Consider the following 14,467-nt stretch of genomic DNA (forward strand, 5'->3'; position numbering starts at 1 on the left):
ACTCAGGAACGGAGCAGCGCGTCCACCGCGGCGCGCTCGCCCGACTCGAAGGCGCCTTCCATGCCGCGCTCCATCAGGGCCGTGTGTTCTCCGGCGAAATGAATATTGCCGTGGGCTTCGCGCATGTGGGCGGCAAACTGCCCGACCTGGCCGGGACGCCAGAACACCCAGTCCCCGCCGCCGTGGACTTCGCGATGACAGGACTGGATCCCGATCGGTTCGAGCGCGCCCTTGAGCGAAGGCCGGACCCGCTCAAGTTCCCGCATCGTGTATTCGCTGACCTGCTCGTCGCTCATGAAGTCGTACTTGTAGGCCTCGTTGCCGTTGATGAAGGCGACCGCGGAAGTAGCCTCGCCGTTCGGACCGCGGTGATGGACGCCGAAGCGCTCGAACGGTTCGTCGGTCCACATGCTGCCGGGCATTTCGTCGAGCTCCCAGAAGTTCTTCCTGAGCAGGAAATGCACCTGTATGGAGGTGCCGTAGTCGATTTCGTCGATCGCCCGTTCCATCCGCGCCGGCAGGCGTGGCGTGAACTTGACCTTGCGCAGGACCGGCCAGGGCGTCGAACAGATGACCTGGCGGGCGGTATAGCGCGTGCCGTCCATGCAATGCACGGTCACCTCCTTGCCCTTGTCCTCGAAGGCGTAAACGGTCTTGTTCAGTTCCACCGGGTTGTCCAGGGATGCGGCCATGGCTTCCGGCAGGCGCGAGTTGCCGCCCTTGATCTGCACCCAGGCGGGCTGGCCGGCGTTGGCCAGGGCCCGCGAAGCATTGAATTCCCCCACCGCGTAGCGGCGCATTTCGTGCAGGGCCGAGGTGTTGTCCATGTGGTCGGTATGGATCACCACGTTCATGAGGCGGATCGTTTCGTCGTCGAAACCGAGATACTCCTTGAGGTAGTGCGTCTGGGGAATATCGAAGCGCGCGAACTCCGGCGTGATCCAGGCATCCAGGGGCTGGCCCGACAGCGGATTGTTCTTGTGCGACAGCTCGAACAGCATCCGGTGAGGCAGTATCCGGCGGTCATCGCCCTCCGTGGGGTTGAGCGGATGGCTTTCCCAGTCCGAGGCCAGGATGTACTCGCCGCGGATGCGGTAGCACCATTCGCGAATGTCGCTCGCTTCGTCCGGCCCCAGCATTTGCAGCCCGAGCCTTTGGGACGTGTCGATCATGCGGGCATAGTTGGCGCCCATCCATTCGCCGCCGGCTTCCGGCTTGCCCGGCACGTCCATCAGCGTATAAACACGGCCGCCGATCCGGTTGCGGCCTTCCAGCGTCATGACGTCAAGACCCTGTTCCTGCAGGATGCAGGCGGCGTGCAGGCCCGACAGGCCGGCGCCGACAACGATGACGTCATGACCCTTGTAGTTCGTGACCGCACGCGCAGCGGCCGGCAGCCCGGCCACCGCCAGCGCGCCCGCGCCGGCGCCGATGAAGCGCCTGCGCGAATAGCCGCTGGCGTCCATGGGCACCCGACGGGGTTTTCCGGGAAGTGCTTGCTCGGACATTCGCCACCTCCGGCGTAGAGCGATCCTGCGGGAAATATAACTGAAGGCTCCGAATGCCCCGCCGTAAAGCTTCAATTGGAAGGCGAGCCCGGGTTCGGGCGCTGGATTCATATCCGTCCATGGTGCAAACTCGACTCTCGATCATGAGGCCGACGAAGAACAAGGCAGCGCAACAGATCGTCGGGCGCTCTACGCGCCGGCGGTTTCTGGCCGGTGGGACCGCCCTGGCCGGCTCGTGGATGCTGCCGCGTGGCTTGCGGGGCGCGCAGACCGGCGCCGGCCTGGATGCGGAGGTGATCGTGATCGGCGCCGGCCTGGCCGGACTGAACGCGGCGCTGCTGCTTGAAGAACTGGGCGTGAGCGTGATGGTGGTGGAGGCCACGTCGCGTTTCGGCGGACGGCTCCACACCGTTGCCGACGACATCGTTCCCGGGTATCCGGAGCTTGGCGCAAACGGCGCCGGCGGGGGTTATGCGCGGCTGCTGAACGCGGCCCGGCAGTACGGCGTCGAGATCGGGCCCATGCGCCCGCGCACCGAGCCCCGCGAAGGCGAGATGCTGTTCTGCATCCAGGACCAGTTGATCAGCGAGGACGACTGGCCCGGTCATGCCCTGAATCCGTACCGGCAGGAGTGGGCCCGGCAAATGCCGCCGTCGCGGCCTCCCTATCGGATGTATGCCGAACTCAACCCGTTTCCGGAGGGGGACCTGGGCGCCTGGCGGCGGCCGGAGTTCGCCGACTGGGACCGGTCGGTCGGCGAGGTGCTTACGGAAGCGGGCCTGGCGGAGGCCAGCGTCGAACTCGGGTCGGGACTCAATTCGGGTTACGGCACCGATCATCACGACCTGTCCGCCCTGATGATGTTTCACACGATCAGTTTCGCGATCCATCAGGCCAACTGGCCGGGCCAGGGCGGGGCCGCAAAGGGCGGGAACCAGCGGATTCCGGAGGCGATGGCGCTCAATCTGACCGGCGACGTGCTGCTGAACAGCCCCGTTGCGGCGATCGCCGACGAGGGCGGCCGGGTGCGGATCAGCCTGGAGGACGGCCGCCGGCTTCATGCGTCGCGCGCGATCATCGCCATTCCCTTTGCGGCGCTGCGGAGGATCGCGCTCGATCCCGAACCGCCGGCCGTGCAGAGGGCCGCGATCGACAACCTCGGCTATACGCCGTGCACGCAGATCCACTACGCGGTGAAGCAACCCTATTGGGAACAGGACGGCATGGCGCCAAGCATGTGGACGGACGCACTCCCAGGACGGTTCATGGCGCTGAAGAACGACCCGGGCAGCCCCGACGCGGTGACCAGCTGCCTGGCCTACGTCAATGACCATTCGGCGTTGAAGCTTGCGCAGATGGAAGAGGAGGCCGCGATCGCCGAAGTGACGGCAGAGCTGATCCGGCTGCGGCCGTCACTCAAGGACGCGCTGGAACCTATCTACCTCTGGAAATGGTCCAACAATCCCTATGCCGGCGGCGCCTACGCCTACTGGAAGCCCGGTCAGGTCACCGCGTTCGCCCGGACGATCGCCGAGCCGCATGGCCGCATTCACTTTGCCGGAGAGCACACCGCGCAATTGAATCGCGGCATGGAGGGCGCAATGGAGTCCGGCGAACGCGCCGCGATCGAGATCCTCGAATACCTCTAGCCGATGCCGGGGAGGCCGCCGGAGCGGCGGCGCATCCAGTTGCGCAGGTTGGACTGCGATTCATAGAGTCCCGCGCTGGGCAGCAGAAGGACCTCGTCGTTCTCCTCGAGTCCCCCTAGCACGACCGAGTACTCGAAGTCGCTCAAGCCCGTGCGAACCCAGGACGGCGCCGGACCGTCGTCGCGCATGACCAGCACCCAGTATTCCGCCCTGAAGTCGTAATCCGGCCCCTGCTGCAGGAAGCGGCGCCCGGGACCGCCGCCCGGTCTCGCGCCGCCGGTCCAGGGCCGTCCCACGCGCCGCGGCTGATTGCGCATCGCGTCGCCCATGGCCCTGCGCATGGCCTGGCGCTGTTCGGGGCTGAGCTGCGGGCGCTGCCCGGTGCGATTCTGCTGGCGGGCGAAATCCCCGGAATCGAATCCAGAGGATGCCGCCGGATCCGCCTGCCCGCCGTCGCCGGTCTCTTCCCGCTCCTTCATGACCGCGTCGTGAAGATTGCTGTAAGGCCAGTTCAGCATGTGCGCCGTCGCCTCGATGTCGTCGATCGTGCGCAGCGCCGCCATCGGCACGGCGGGCGCTTCGAGTTCCTCGGCGATCTTGATCTGAACCTCGGCGTTCATGCCCGGCAGCAGCAGCGAGTCGGGGTTGTCGAGCAGGATCAGGACCGAGAACATCGTGACGTTCTGTTCGACTACGGCCAGCGGCTCGATCTTCTCCACATAACCGGTGAATTCGCGGGCGGGATAGGCCGCCACCCTGACCTGCGCCTGCATTCCGGCATTGATCTTGCCGATGTCGGTCTCGTCCACGCGGGTGCGCACCAGGACCCGGCCCAGATCGGCCATGCGCAACAGCAATGTGCCGCCCCCCACATCCTGGGTGGGCGATGAAATGACCTGTCCGGGCTCGACATTGCGCTCGATGATGGTTCCGTCGATCGGCGCCAGCACGTCGGTGTCGTCCAGCGCGATGTGGGCGTTTTCCACGTCCACGCGGGCGCGAACCAGTTGCGCCTCGGCTTCCGAGAGCGCCAGCGCCGTCTCTTCGAACTCGCTGTCGGTGATGGTGTTGTCGGCCACCAGCCTCTCCGCCCGCTCCATCTGCAACTTGGCGATGGACTGGCGCGACTCGGCGGCTTTCAGCGCCGCCTCGGCCTGGGCCAGGTTGTTGGTGGGGATGCGCTTGTCGATCCGCACCAGCAGGGCCGAACGCTCAACCGGGTCGCCGTTCTCGGCGTTGATTGCGAGTATCTCGCCGGAAGCCTTGGATTTCAGTTCGACGGTGCGCAGCGGTTCGACAGCGCCGGCGGCCTCCACGAACACGCGGATGTCGCGAAGCTCCACGGGCGCCTGGTCGTAGGCCTGCGGTTCGGGCGCCGGTTCCTCGGCGCAGCCGGCCATGACCAGCATCAGTCCGAAAGCCGCGCCGCCGCGCCACAGCGTTCTCGTGGTCCCTCGCCCGTGCTTGATTCCCCCTTTGCGTGGAGACGCATGAACCCGTCCATGGGGCTCGGCGGCGGCTGTCCTGCCGCCGACGCTCCACGTAAAGGGGGAATCACGCACGGGCTTCCGCTCCTGTGCCGGTGTCGGCCGTGATCCTGCCGTCCAACATCTCGATCCTGCGCTGTGCGCGCGCGGCGATGCCGGCGTCGTGGGTAACCACGATCAGCGTGTGGCCGTCACTGTGCAGGGAATCGAACAATGTCAGGACTTCCGCTCCGGTCGCGGAGTCCAGATTACCCGTGGGTTCGTCCGCCAGCAAGATGCTCGGGCGCGTAACCAGCGCGCGCGCAATCGCCACTCGTTGCCGCTGTCCCCCCGAGAGCTGGCTGGGCCGGTGCGCAAGGCGGTCGGCCAGCCCGACCCGTTCCAGGGCCTCGGTCGCCCGCTTCAGGCGTTCGCGGCGGCGCATCCGGGCATAGATCAGGGGCGCCTCCACGTTCTGCACGGCGCTGCAGCGCTCCAGCAGATTGAAGGTCTGAAACACGAAACCCACCTGCCGGTTGCGCACCCTGGCCAGCTCCCGGCCGCTCATGCGCGACACGTGCACGCCGTTCAGCCAATAGTCTCCCGCGGTGGGCGTCTCCAGGCAGCCGAGCAGGTTCATCAGCGTCGATTTTCCCGATCCGGACGGGCCCGTGACGGCCAGGTACTCGTTCGGCCGCACCGCCAGGCTGACATCGCACAGCGCCACCACCGTATCGGTCCCCATCCGGTAGGTCCGCGTCAACTCGCGCGTACGTATCGCCGAAGTACTCATCTACTACCGCACCCTTGCTCCATCGCTACCGTAGCCCTTCATTGCCCCCTTTTCCTCTGGGGGTATTGGAGCCAGGGATGGCGGAGCAAGCTACATGGATGTATTCATGCGTCCCCCGGAGGAAAAGGGGGCAATGAAGGGCGATATCGAAGCGCAATAGCATGCTGTTAGAGCCGCTCGCGCAGCATTTGATTGACGAGCTGCGGGTTGGCCTGACCCTTGGTCGCGCGCATCACCTGGCCGACCAGGAAACCGAACACCCGGGTATTGCCCTCCCGGTACTGTCGGACCTGTTCGTCGTGCCGCGCAATGACCTCTTCGATGACGCCTTCAAGCGCCCCGGCATCGGAAATCTGGCGCAGTCCGCGCTCTTTGATGACGTCGTCGGCGCTCCCTTCGCCAGCCCACATCGCCTGAAACACCTCCTTGCCCAGTTTGCCCGAAAGCGAACCGTCGCGCAGACGGGACAGCAACACTCCCAGATCGCCGGCGCTCACCCGGCTGTCGGCGATGTCCAGGCCATCGCGGTTCAGCGCGGCCGCCAGTTCGCCGCTGGTCCAGCGCGCCGCCAGCAGCATGTCCCCGCAGGCCTTGCCCGCCGTCTCGAAGTAGTCGGCCGTGGCTCGGCTTTCGCACAGCCGCCGGGCGTCTTCGGCGGGCAGACCGTAGTCGGTCTGGAACCGGTCGCGCCGTTGGTGCGGCAGTTCGGGAAGGGTTCCGCGCAAATCCTCGAGAAAGCCCGGCTCCAGCGCCAGCGGCGGCAGGTCCGGATCGGGAAAATAGCGATAGTCGTTGGCCTGCTCCTTGTCGCGCATCGGCCGGGTCGTATCCAGGGCCGAGTCGTAGAGGCGGGTCTCCTGCGCGATGGTTCCTCCCTGGCGCAGCACCTCGGCCTGGCGCAGGATTTCGCAGCGCAGCGCGCGTTCCACGAACCGGAAGGAATTGAGGTTCTTGATTTCGGTGCGGGTCCCCAGTTCCGTGGCTTCGGGCTTCTTGAGCGAGATATTGGCGTCGCAGCGCAACGAACCCTCCTGCATCGCGCCGTCGGAGATACCGATCCAGGTCACGAGCTGGTGGATGCCGCGCATGCATGCGGAGGCCTCCTCCGGGGACCGCAGTTGCGGCTCGGTCACGATTTCGAGAAGCGGCGCACCCGCACGGTTCAGGTCCACGCCGGTGGCGTTGGGCATGGCGTCGTGCAGGGACTTTCCGGCGTCCTCCTCGAGATGCGCGCGGGTCAGTTCGATCTGCCGGGCCGGCGAGCCGGGAACGGCCACCTTCACCGAACCGCCGCTCACGATGGGCAGCTCGAACTGGGAAATCTGGTAGCCCTTGGGCAGGTCGGGATAGAAGTAGTTCTTGCGCGCAAACACCGAACGGCGCGCAACCTGGCCGCCCGTCGCCAGTCCGAATCGGGCGGCCATGGCCACGGCCTCGCGGTTCGCGACCGGCAGCGTGCCCGGAAAACCGAGGTCCACCAGGCAGGCCTGGGTGTTGGGACTGGCACCGAACACCGTCGATGCGCCCGAGAACATCTTGCTGCGCGTGGCGAGCTGGACGTGTATTTCCAGCCCGATGACCACGTCGAATTCCATCCCGCGATCTCCCGTTAGCAGGGCGCCGACATGCCGGGGGGCCACAGGCGATGCCAGTCGGTCTCCAGTTGATAGGCGTGCGCGGCGCGCAATACGTCCGCTTCGGCAAACGGCCGGCCCATGAGCTGCAATCCCACCGGCAGCCCGTCCACCGTACCGGCGGGAATCGAAATGGCGGGGATTCCGGCCAGACTGGCGCCGATGGTATAGATGTCGTTGAGGTACATCTGGATCGGGTCGTCGATTTTTTCGCCGATTCCGAAAGCGGGCGCGGGCGCGGTCGGTCCCGCCAGCAGGTCCACCGTTTCGAAGGCCTTGCTGAAATCGTCCGCGACCAGCCGGCGCACGCGCTGGGCCTGAAGGTAATAGGCGTCGAAGTATCCCTTGGACAGCACCCAGCCGCCCACCAGTATGCGGCGCCGGACCTCCTCGCCGAAGCCCGCCCGGCGGGTCCTCGTATACAGTTCCTCCAGACTGTCGGCGCCCGCTTCGCGCAGACCGAATCGCACGCCGTCGAAGCGCGACAGGTTGGACGAGCACTCGGCGGGCGCGACGACGTAATAGACCGGAACCGAGAGCGGCAGCCGAGGCAGCGAAACTTCGGTAACGACCGCCCCCAGGCCGCGCAGCGTTTCCATGTTGTCCACGAAAACCTGCCGGCAGCGGGCGTCCAGCCCCTCGTCCATGAACTCCCTTACGATGCCCACGCGCACGCCCTTGAGGGCCTTGCCCTGCAGGTCCTGCAGGGGCCCCGAATAGTCCTCGCCGTCGCGCTCCGCGCAGGTCGAGTCGCGCGGATCGTGGCCAGCCATGCTGTCCAGCAGCAGGGCCGCGTCCTCGGCCGTGCGCGTAATCGAGCCGGCCTGGTCCAGGCTGGATGCGAACGCGATCATTCCGTAGCGCGAAACCCGCCCGTAGCTCGGCCGGAAGCCGGTAAGCCCGCACAGGGCGGCCGGCTGGCGCACCGACCCTCCGGTGTCCGTGCCGGTCGCCGCCGGAACCAGGCCGGCGGCGACGGCGGCGGCCGATCCGCCCGAGGAGCCTCCCGGCGAGCGGGAAAGGTCCCAGGGATTGCGCACCGGACCGGCATAGCTCGTTTCGTTGGACGAGCCCATCGCGAATTCGTCCATGTTGGTCTTGCCGATCAGCAACGCGCCGGCTTCCGCCAGCCGTTCCACGACGGTGGCGTCGTAGGGAGGAAGGAAATTGTCCAGAATTCCCGAACCCGCCGTAGTGCGTACGCCCCGGGTGCAGAAAATGTCCTTGTGGGCTATGGGTATCCCCGCCAGCGCGCCGCCGTTCGCGCGGCCGGCATCGGCCCGGCGCGCCCCGTCGAGCGCCGAGTCGCCGCACACGGTCAGGAAGGCGTTCAGTTCGGGGTTACGGTCCTCTATGCGGTCCAGGCATGCCTGGGTGAGTTCGACGCTGCCGATGTCGCCCGAGTCCAGGGCGCGTCGAAGACCGCTCAGGGAAAACTCGATCATGAGAGTCCGTTCCGGCTATTCGATGACTTTCGGCACACGGTACAGGCCGTCCACGACATCCGGCGCGCAGGCCTGGGCGTCCTCGCGCACGTCGGTCTCCGTCACTTCGTCGGCGCGCAGGGGGAGCACGAGATCCAGCGGGTGCACCATGGGTTCCACGCCCCCGGTGTCGAGTTGCTGCAATACCTGCACGAATCCGATGATCCGGCGCAGGGTGCCGACCAGCTCTTCCTTCTCGTCTTCCTCCAGCGCAAGCCGGGTCAACTGCGCCACGCGCAGCAATTCCTCGTCGGAGAAATCTCCGGCCGGCTGAGGGTCCCTTGGTGTCTGGAGGTTGTTCATTTTGAGGCGAATACTATAGGGCTGTTTTGCCTGATCTGCTATGATTTGCGGGATTTCAAGGGAGTGACCGCTCCCAGGGATGTGCTGCGCCGATGAGCAATTTTGTCCGTGGTTTCGTTGAGCGGCTGGCCGTGGATCTGGCCATAGATCTGGGCACCGCCAATACCCTTGTTTACGTCTGCGGAAGGGGAATCGTCCTGAACGAACCTTCCGTCGTCGCGCTTCGCCGTGGCGCCGATGTCGGTTCGGACGGCGTGCTGGCCATCGGCGCCGAAGCCTTCGGCATGCTGGGACGCACCCCGCGCGATCTGCAGATCGTCAAGCCCCTGAAGGATGGCGTGATCGCCAACTACGAAGTCGCCGAGCAGATGCTCAAGCACTTCATCATCAAGGCCCTGGGCCTGGGTTTCTTTCGCCCGGCCGTCAGGCGCCTGGTGATCTGCGTCCCGCACGGCGGCACGCCGGTGGATCGCCGGGCCATCGAGGAATCGGCCCGCGACGCGGGCGCGCGCGATGTATTCGTGGTGGACGAGCCCATCGTCGCGGCCATCGGCGCCGGTCTGCCGGTGCACCGGCCCTGCGGCAACATGGTGGTGGACATCGGGGGCGGCACCTCCGAAGTCGCGGTCCTGTCGATGTCAAGCGTGGTCTACGCGCGCTCCGTCAAGGCTGGGGGAACCCGGATGGACGACGCCATCGTGCAGTACGTGCGCCGCAACCACGGCATGTCGATCGGACCCAGCCAGGCCGAAGTGATCAAGCGCGAGGTGGCCAGCGCCTACCCGGGCGAGGAAATCAGCGAGATCAAGCTGCACGGACGCAGTCTTTCGCGCGGCCTGCATTCCCAGTTCACGCTGAACAGCAACGAGGTGCGTGACGCCCTGAACGACACCCTGGAGGAAATCGTCCAGGCGGTGCTGGACGTTCTCTCGCATACCCCGCCGGAGCTGGGCGCCGACATCAGCCAGCGGGGCCTGGTGCTGGCCGGCGGCGGCGCGCTGCTGCCCAAGCTGGATTCGCTCATCCGGGAGCGCGCGGCGGTTCCGGCCTTCGTGGCCGAAGATCCGTTGACCTGCGTGGTGCGCGGTTGCGGACACCTGGTGGAAACCCAGGGAACGGTGCGTTTCGCCAGCGAGATCGCCGGCCCGCGGTGGGACTAAGGGGTCAGAGCGGCAGCGTATTGGGTTATGAGGGCCTAGTGCCGTGAGCCGGTGGACCGCAACGCTCAGGGCGGATCGCTTTCGAAGGCGAAAAGGGCCGAGCCGCGCGGGCGAGTGCCTGCTGATCTGTCTTTTGAGTTTCGGCCTGCTGGTCGTGGAGGCGAACTTTCCCGCCGTCCAGAAGGTGCGCGGCATCGGTGAATTGATGCTTGTGCCGGTTCAGGCGACCGTGCGTCTCGTGTCCGGAGGCTTTCGCGGGGTTCAGGACTATTTCCGCGATCAGTCGTCCCTGATGCGCGAAAACCAGGAACTGCGTACGCGGCTGTTGCTCCAGGATGTGGACCTGCAGCAGATGTCGGCGCTGAAATCCGAGAATGAAGAACTGCGATCGCTGCACACGCTGAACGCCCAGCTCGGTTCGAACAATCTGACCGCCGAGACCCTGCCCGGAAATCCGGATCCCTCCCGCCACCGCGTGACGCTGAACAAGGGCAGCCGGCAGGGGGCGTATATCGGTCAGCCGGTCGTCGATTCCGGAGGTGTGCTCGGCCAGGTGACCCGCGACTACCTGGTCACTTCGGAGGCGCTGCTGATCAGCGACGCCAATCATGCCCTGAACGTGATGTTCGAGCGCACGGGACTGCAGGCGATCGCCCTGGGCACCGGCCGCAGGGACCATCGTCTGCTGCTGCCTTTCGTGCCGGCCCATGCCGACGTGATCCAGGGAGATACCGTGGTCAGCTCAGGCACCGGCGGCCTGTTCCCTGCGGGATTGCGGGTCGGCGTGGTGGAGGATGTGCGCAACTCTTCGGGCGAGGCTTTCCTGGAGGCGTTCGTGTCGCCCTCGGCCAACCTCGAAAATCCCCGCCAGGTGTTGTTGCTGCGTTCGGAGCCGCCACCGCCGGACACAGAACCGGGACCGGTCAACGCGGAATCGACCGCCGCCGCCGCAGGATCATGACGGAAGGCGCCGTTGCGCGGAATTACGCGCTGCTAGGCGCGGCCCTGCTGATCAGCGTCGTGCCGCTGCCGCAGCTGGTGGGCTTGTGGCAGCCTCCCTGGCTGGCGGTCGCGCTGATCTGGCTGGTCATTGTCGCTCCCGAGGACGCACGGCTTGCGGTGGCGGCCGTTGCCGGACTGCTTCAGGACCTGCTGGTGGGCTCGCCTCTGGGTCTGCACGCCCTGGCGGCCACCGTGCTGGTTTTTCTTGCCGCCAATATGCGCCACTGGGTCGTCTCCTCGCCTCCCTGGCTCAGGTTTCTCCTGGCGATGCTGATGATGACGGCGTACCTGGGTGTCGTGGCGCTGATCGGGGGCTGGTTCGATTACGCCGGCTCCTGGGCCGGGCTTGCAAGCAGCCTGATGAGCGGGGGCGTGCTGATCCTGATCGCGTTCCTGTTCGTCAGAATCTGAACGCGCATGGCGACCCGGCCGGCAAGCCAGCACGTCGAGCATGGAACGCTCCTCCGGCGGGCCACCTATCTGGTTTTTCTGCTGGGGCTCCTGACGTGCGTGCTGCTGGCCCGGCTGAGCTATCTGCAATTGATCCAGCACGGCTATTACGCCGGTCAGGCCCTGGGCAATCAGGTGCAGGGCCGCAAGGTGGCGCCGCGCCGCGGCGTCATCCTCGACCGCAACGGGGAAGTGATCGTGGCCAACCGGGCCGGATTCCGCCTGACCATGGTGCCGGAACAGGTCGATGACCTGGCCGGCACGCTGGAGCGTCTGGCGCATTCCGGAATCCTCGATGCGGACACCCAGCCCGAGCTGATCGAATCCTCGCGACGTTCACAGCCCTTCGAAGCCATTCCGATACGGACCCGCCTGAGCGACGATCTGGTCGCCAGGTTTGCGGTCGTGCGCCACCGGTACGCGGGCGTGGACATCGAGGGATTGCTGCTCAGGGAATACCCCCTGGGGGCGGCCGGCGCTCACGGACTGGGCTACGTGACCGCGGTGAGCGCCGAGGACAAGGAACGCCTGGAACCGGAGGAGTACGCCGGAATCTCCCACCTCGGCAAGACCGGCGTGGAAGGCAGTTACGAGGACTATCTGCGCGGAAGTGCGGGCAGCGAGCGAGTCGTTACAAACGCATACGGGCGTCCGCTTTCGCGGACGCGCGAACTGGAGCCCGAACCGGGGGCCGACCTGCTGCTGGCGCTGGACAGGGGCCTTCAGGCGGAGGCCTATGCCGCCATGGATTCGCGCCGGGGCGCGGTAGTCGCAATCGATCCCAGGGACGGCGGCGTGCTGGTCCTGGTCAGCAGCCCGGCTTTCGACCCCAATGATTTCGTTGCCGGCATGGACAGCGACGCCTTTGCCGACCTGAACCGCAATACCGACCGGCCCATGTTCAACCGGGCAGTGCGCGGAACTTACCCGCCAGGCTCGACGATCAAGCCGATGCTGGCGTTCTCCGCGCTGGCGGCCGGTCACCGCGAGGCCGACCATACAATCAACTGCTGGGGTAGTTTCCGGCTGCCCGGCGCCCGGCGTCCCTTCCGGGACTGGAAGCGGGAAGGCCATGGCGCGGTGAGCCTTCACGACGCCATCGAGCAGTCCTGCGACGTCTACTTCTACCAACTGGCGCGCGACATGAATGTCGAGGGCTTGCACGACAGTCTCGTTCAATTCGGCTTCGGCACGCCGACCGGCCTGGACGTGGCCGGCGAAAGTGCCGGAATCGTGCCCTCCAGAGCCTGGAAGCGCGCCAATTTCAGCGATCCCGCACAGCAGCCCTGGTTCCCGGGCGACACCGTTGTGGCGGGCATTGGACAAGGCTACCTGACGGTGACGCCCCTGCAGCTCGCGCAGGCGGTCGCGCAGATTGCGATGCGGGGGCGGCGCTACAGGCCGCGGCTGGTGGAAGCCATCCGCGATCCGGCCAGCGGCAACCTGGTGCGGATGCCGCCGGTGCAGACCGGCACGCTCGCACCGGAAGCGGCGGCGCACTGGCGCATGGTCGTCGATTCCATGGTAGCCGTCGTTCACGGTCCGCGCGGAACCGCCAGGGCGACCGGCGCGCAGCTTGACTTCCGGATCGCGGGCAAGACCGGAACCTCGCAGGTGCGGGCGATGCCGGAGGACGACGAGGAGATACCCGAAGAAGTCGAGGAGCGCTTCAGGGACCATTCGCTGTTCGTGGCCTTTGCCCCGGTCCACGATCCCGTTATCGCGATAGCCGTGATCGTGGAGAACGGCGGTTCGGGCTCCGGCCCCGCCGCCGAGGTGGCCAGCCGCCTCCTGGAGACCTACCTGGCGGGCAATGCTCCGCCGGACCTGGTAGCCCGCGGCGAAACCCCGCATCGCGCCGGTCGAACGCAGCGGGACTTTCGCCGCGTGCTGCCAGGGGCCCGCGCGCAATGAACCTGCCGGTGGCTCAGCAGGGCATGGGGGTGCTGCAGCATCTCAAGCTGGACGGCTGGCTGCTGGTGTGGGTCATGCTGCTGATTGCGGGCGGTCTGGCCGTTCTGTACAGCGCGTCCGGCGGCAGCGGCGATATTGTGCTTTTTCAGGCTTCGCGCCTGGTGATCGGGCTCGGGCTGATGCTGGTTCTCGCCCAGATCAGCCCTCGATTCATGATCCGCGCAACGCCCTGGGTATACGGCGCGGTAGTGGTCTTGCTGGCCCTGGTGCTGGTGATCGGTGAAGAAGGCGGCGGGGCCCGCCGCTGGCTTGATCTCGGGATCCGCTTTCAGCCGTCCGAGTTCGCCAAGCTGGCGGTTCCGCTGATGGTGGCCTGCCTGTTCCATGGCTCGCGGGAACGTCCCGGTTTCATGAAGACTCTCGCGGCCCTGCTGCTGATCGTGGCGCCGGCTGTACTGGTCAGTCGTCAGCCCGACCTGGGAACCACCGTCGTGATCGGCTGTTTCGGTTTCATCGCGCTGCTGCTGGCCGGCCTGAACCGCAAGTTCATTTACGGCGGGGCGGCGATGGGCGTTCTGGCGATTCCGGCGCTGTGGGTGAGTCTGCATGACTATCAGCGCCAGAGAATACTGAGCGTGCTGAATCCGGAGTCCGACCCGCTGGGCGCCGGCTACCACATCATTCAGTCGAAGATCGCCATCGGTTCCGGCGGCGCTTTCGGCAAGGGCTTCATGCAGAGCAGCCAGGCGCAGTTCGGTTTTCTCCCCGAACCGACGACGGACTTCATATTCGCGGTGATCAGCGAGGAATTCGGCTTTGTGGGCGTCGTCGTGGCGATGCTGCTGTTCATCGCCATTACGGTGCGCATGCTGCAGATCGCATTCGCCGCGCAATGGCGCTACTCCCGCATCGTGGCCGCCAGCCTGGCACTGGGATTCTTCTTCAGCTTTGCCCTGAACGCGGCCATGACGACCGGGCTGTTGCCGGTGGTAGGATTGCCGCTGCCGCTGGTCAGCGTTGCCGGAAGCGCAAATGTGACTTTCCTGGCCGGCTTCGGTATCCTCATGGCCATTCGTTCCGATAGACGTTATCTCGCCCGTTAGT

At 66.2% G+C, this 14,467-nt stretch carries 12 protein-coding genes; 6 read left to right on the forward strand and 6 right to left on the reverse strand.

Annotation, left to right across the window (positions count from 1 at the left end; all coding sequences use genetic code 11):
* Window positions 1–2 precede the first annotated feature (2 nt).
* Window positions 3–1,619: an FAD-dependent oxidoreductase gene (locus tag F4Y72_07740; GenBank protein MXZ28184.1), complete on the reverse strand. Its 1,617-nt coding sequence runs from the start codon at window positions 1,617–1,619 to the stop codon at window positions 3–5.
* Here F4Y72_07740 and F4Y72_07745 point away from each other — a divergent pair.
* On the forward strand, window positions 1,562–3,157 hold the full coding sequence (locus F4Y72_07745; GenBank protein MXZ28185.1) for an FAD-dependent oxidoreductase: 1,596 nt from the start codon (window positions 1,562–1,564) through the stop codon (window positions 3,155–3,157). The two genes, F4Y72_07740 and F4Y72_07745, sit on opposite strands and share 58 nt — an antisense overlap.
* Here F4Y72_07745 and F4Y72_07750 read toward each other — a convergent pair.
* The 5 genes from F4Y72_07750 to gatC form a co-directional block, all read right to left on the reverse strand.
* Window positions 3,154–4,719, reverse strand: a complete 1,566-nt coding sequence (locus F4Y72_07750; protein ID MXZ28186.1) for an efflux RND transporter periplasmic adaptor subunit — start codon at window positions 4,717–4,719, stop codon at window positions 3,154–3,156. The genes F4Y72_07745 and F4Y72_07750 overlap by 4 nt on opposite strands.
* A complete protein-coding gene (locus F4Y72_07755; protein ID MXZ28187.1) occupies window positions 4,712–5,416 on the reverse strand; it encodes an ABC transporter ATP-binding protein in 705 nt (234 codons plus the stop codon). The genes F4Y72_07750 and F4Y72_07755 overlap by 8 nt, the downstream gene beginning before the upstream one ends.
* A gap of 167 nt (window positions 5,417–5,583) precedes the next feature.
* The gene (gene gatB, locus F4Y72_07760) at window positions 5,584–7,011 is read right to left on the reverse strand and encodes an Asp-tRNA(Asn)/Glu-tRNA(Gln) amidotransferase subunit GatB (GenBank protein MXZ28188.1); all 1,428 of its coding nucleotides are present in this window, start codon (window positions 7,009–7,011) and stop codon (window positions 5,584–5,586) included.
* Window positions 7,012–7,025: 14 nt separating this feature from the next.
* A complete protein-coding gene (gene gatA, locus F4Y72_07765; protein MXZ28189.1) occupies window positions 7,026–8,495 on the reverse strand; it encodes an Asp-tRNA(Asn)/Glu-tRNA(Gln) amidotransferase subunit GatA in 1,470 nt (489 codons plus the stop codon).
* Between the two features lie 15 nt (window positions 8,496–8,510).
* Complete coding sequence (gene gatC / locus F4Y72_07770; GenBank protein ID MXZ28190.1) at window positions 8,511–8,837, reverse strand: Asp-tRNA(Asn)/Glu-tRNA(Gln) amidotransferase subunit GatC; 327 nt, start codon at window positions 8,835–8,837, stop codon at window positions 8,511–8,513.
* A 92-nt stretch (window positions 8,838–8,929) separates the two neighbouring features.
* Here gatC and F4Y72_07775 point away from each other — a divergent pair, with 92 nt between their 5' ends.
* From F4Y72_07775 to rodA, 5 genes are read left to right on the forward strand one after another with little or no spacing between them, the layout of a single operon-like run.
* Window positions 8,930–9,997 (forward strand): rod shape-determining protein, encoded by a 1,068-nt coding sequence (locus F4Y72_07775; GenBank protein ID MXZ28191.1) that lies wholly within the window; start codon window positions 8,930–8,932, stop codon window positions 9,995–9,997.
* A gap of 43 nt (window positions 9,998–10,040) precedes the next feature.
* Window positions 10,041–10,958 carry a rod shape-determining protein MreC gene (gene mreC, locus F4Y72_07780; GenBank protein ID MXZ28192.1) on the forward strand — a complete coding sequence of 306 codons (918 nt, stop codon included), beginning with the start codon at window positions 10,041–10,043 and terminating at the stop codon, window positions 10,956–10,958.
* The gene (gene mreD, locus F4Y72_07785; GenBank protein MXZ28193.1) at window positions 10,955–11,410 is read left to right on the forward strand and encodes a rod shape-determining protein MreD; all 456 of its coding nucleotides are present in this window, start codon (window positions 10,955–10,957) and stop codon (window positions 11,408–11,410) included. Before mreC ends, mreD begins: the two co-directional genes overlap by 4 nt.
* A gap of 6 nt (window positions 11,411–11,416) precedes the next feature.
* On the forward strand, window positions 11,417–13,363 hold the full coding sequence (mrdA, locus tag F4Y72_07790) for a penicillin-binding protein 2 (protein MXZ28194.1): 1,947 nt from the start codon (window positions 11,417–11,419) through the stop codon (window positions 13,361–13,363).
* On the forward strand, window positions 13,360–14,466 hold the full coding sequence (gene rodA, locus F4Y72_07795; GenBank protein ID MXZ28195.1) for a rod shape-determining protein RodA: 1,107 nt from the start codon (window positions 13,360–13,362) through the stop codon (window positions 14,464–14,466). The genes mrdA and rodA overlap by 4 nt, the downstream gene beginning before the upstream one ends.
* The last annotated feature ends 1 nt before the right edge of the window (window position 14,467 follow it).

It is taken from the genome of Gammaproteobacteria bacterium, assembly GCA_009838035.1.
Lineage (GTDB): Bacteria > Pseudomonadota > Gammaproteobacteria > Steroidobacterales > Foliamicaceae > Foliamicus.

Bases quoted from the DNA above. Each gene is read 5' to 3' on its own strand.
- F4Y72_07745 (MXZ28185.1), top strand. From the start codon at position 1,562: ATGCCCCGCCGTAAAGCTTCAATTGGAAGGCGAGCCCGGGTTCGGGCG.
- F4Y72_07740 (MXZ28184.1), bottom strand. From the start codon at position 1,619: ATGAATCCAGCGCCCGAACCCGGGCTCGCCTTCCAATTGAAGCTTTAC.
- F4Y72_07755 (MXZ28187.1), bottom strand. From the start codon at position 5,416: ATGAGTACTTCGGCGATACGTACGCGCGAGTTGACGCGGACCTACCGG.
- gatB (MXZ28188.1), bottom strand. From the start codon at position 7,011: ATGGAATTCGACGTGGTCATCGGGCTGGAAATACACGTCCAGCTCGCC.
- gatA (MXZ28189.1), bottom strand. From the start codon at position 8,495: ATGATCGAGTTTTCCCTGAGCGGTCTTCGACGCGCCCTGGACTCGGGC.
- gatC (MXZ28190.1), bottom strand. From the start codon at position 8,837: ATGAACAACCTCCAGACACCAAGGGACCCTCAGCCGGCCGGAGATTTC.
- F4Y72_07775 (MXZ28191.1), top strand. From the start codon at position 8,930: ATGAGCAATTTTGTCCGTGGTTTCGTTGAGCGGCTGGCCGTGGATCTG.
- mreD (MXZ28193.1), top strand. From the start codon at position 10,955: ATGACGGAAGGCGCCGTTGCGCGGAATTACGCGCTGCTAGGCGCGGCC.
- mrdA (MXZ28194.1), top strand. From the start codon at position 11,417: ATGGCGACCCGGCCGGCAAGCCAGCACGTCGAGCATGGAACGCTCCTC.
- rodA (MXZ28195.1), top strand. From the start codon at position 13,360: ATGAACCTGCCGGTGGCTCAGCAGGGCATGGGGGTGCTGCAGCATCTC.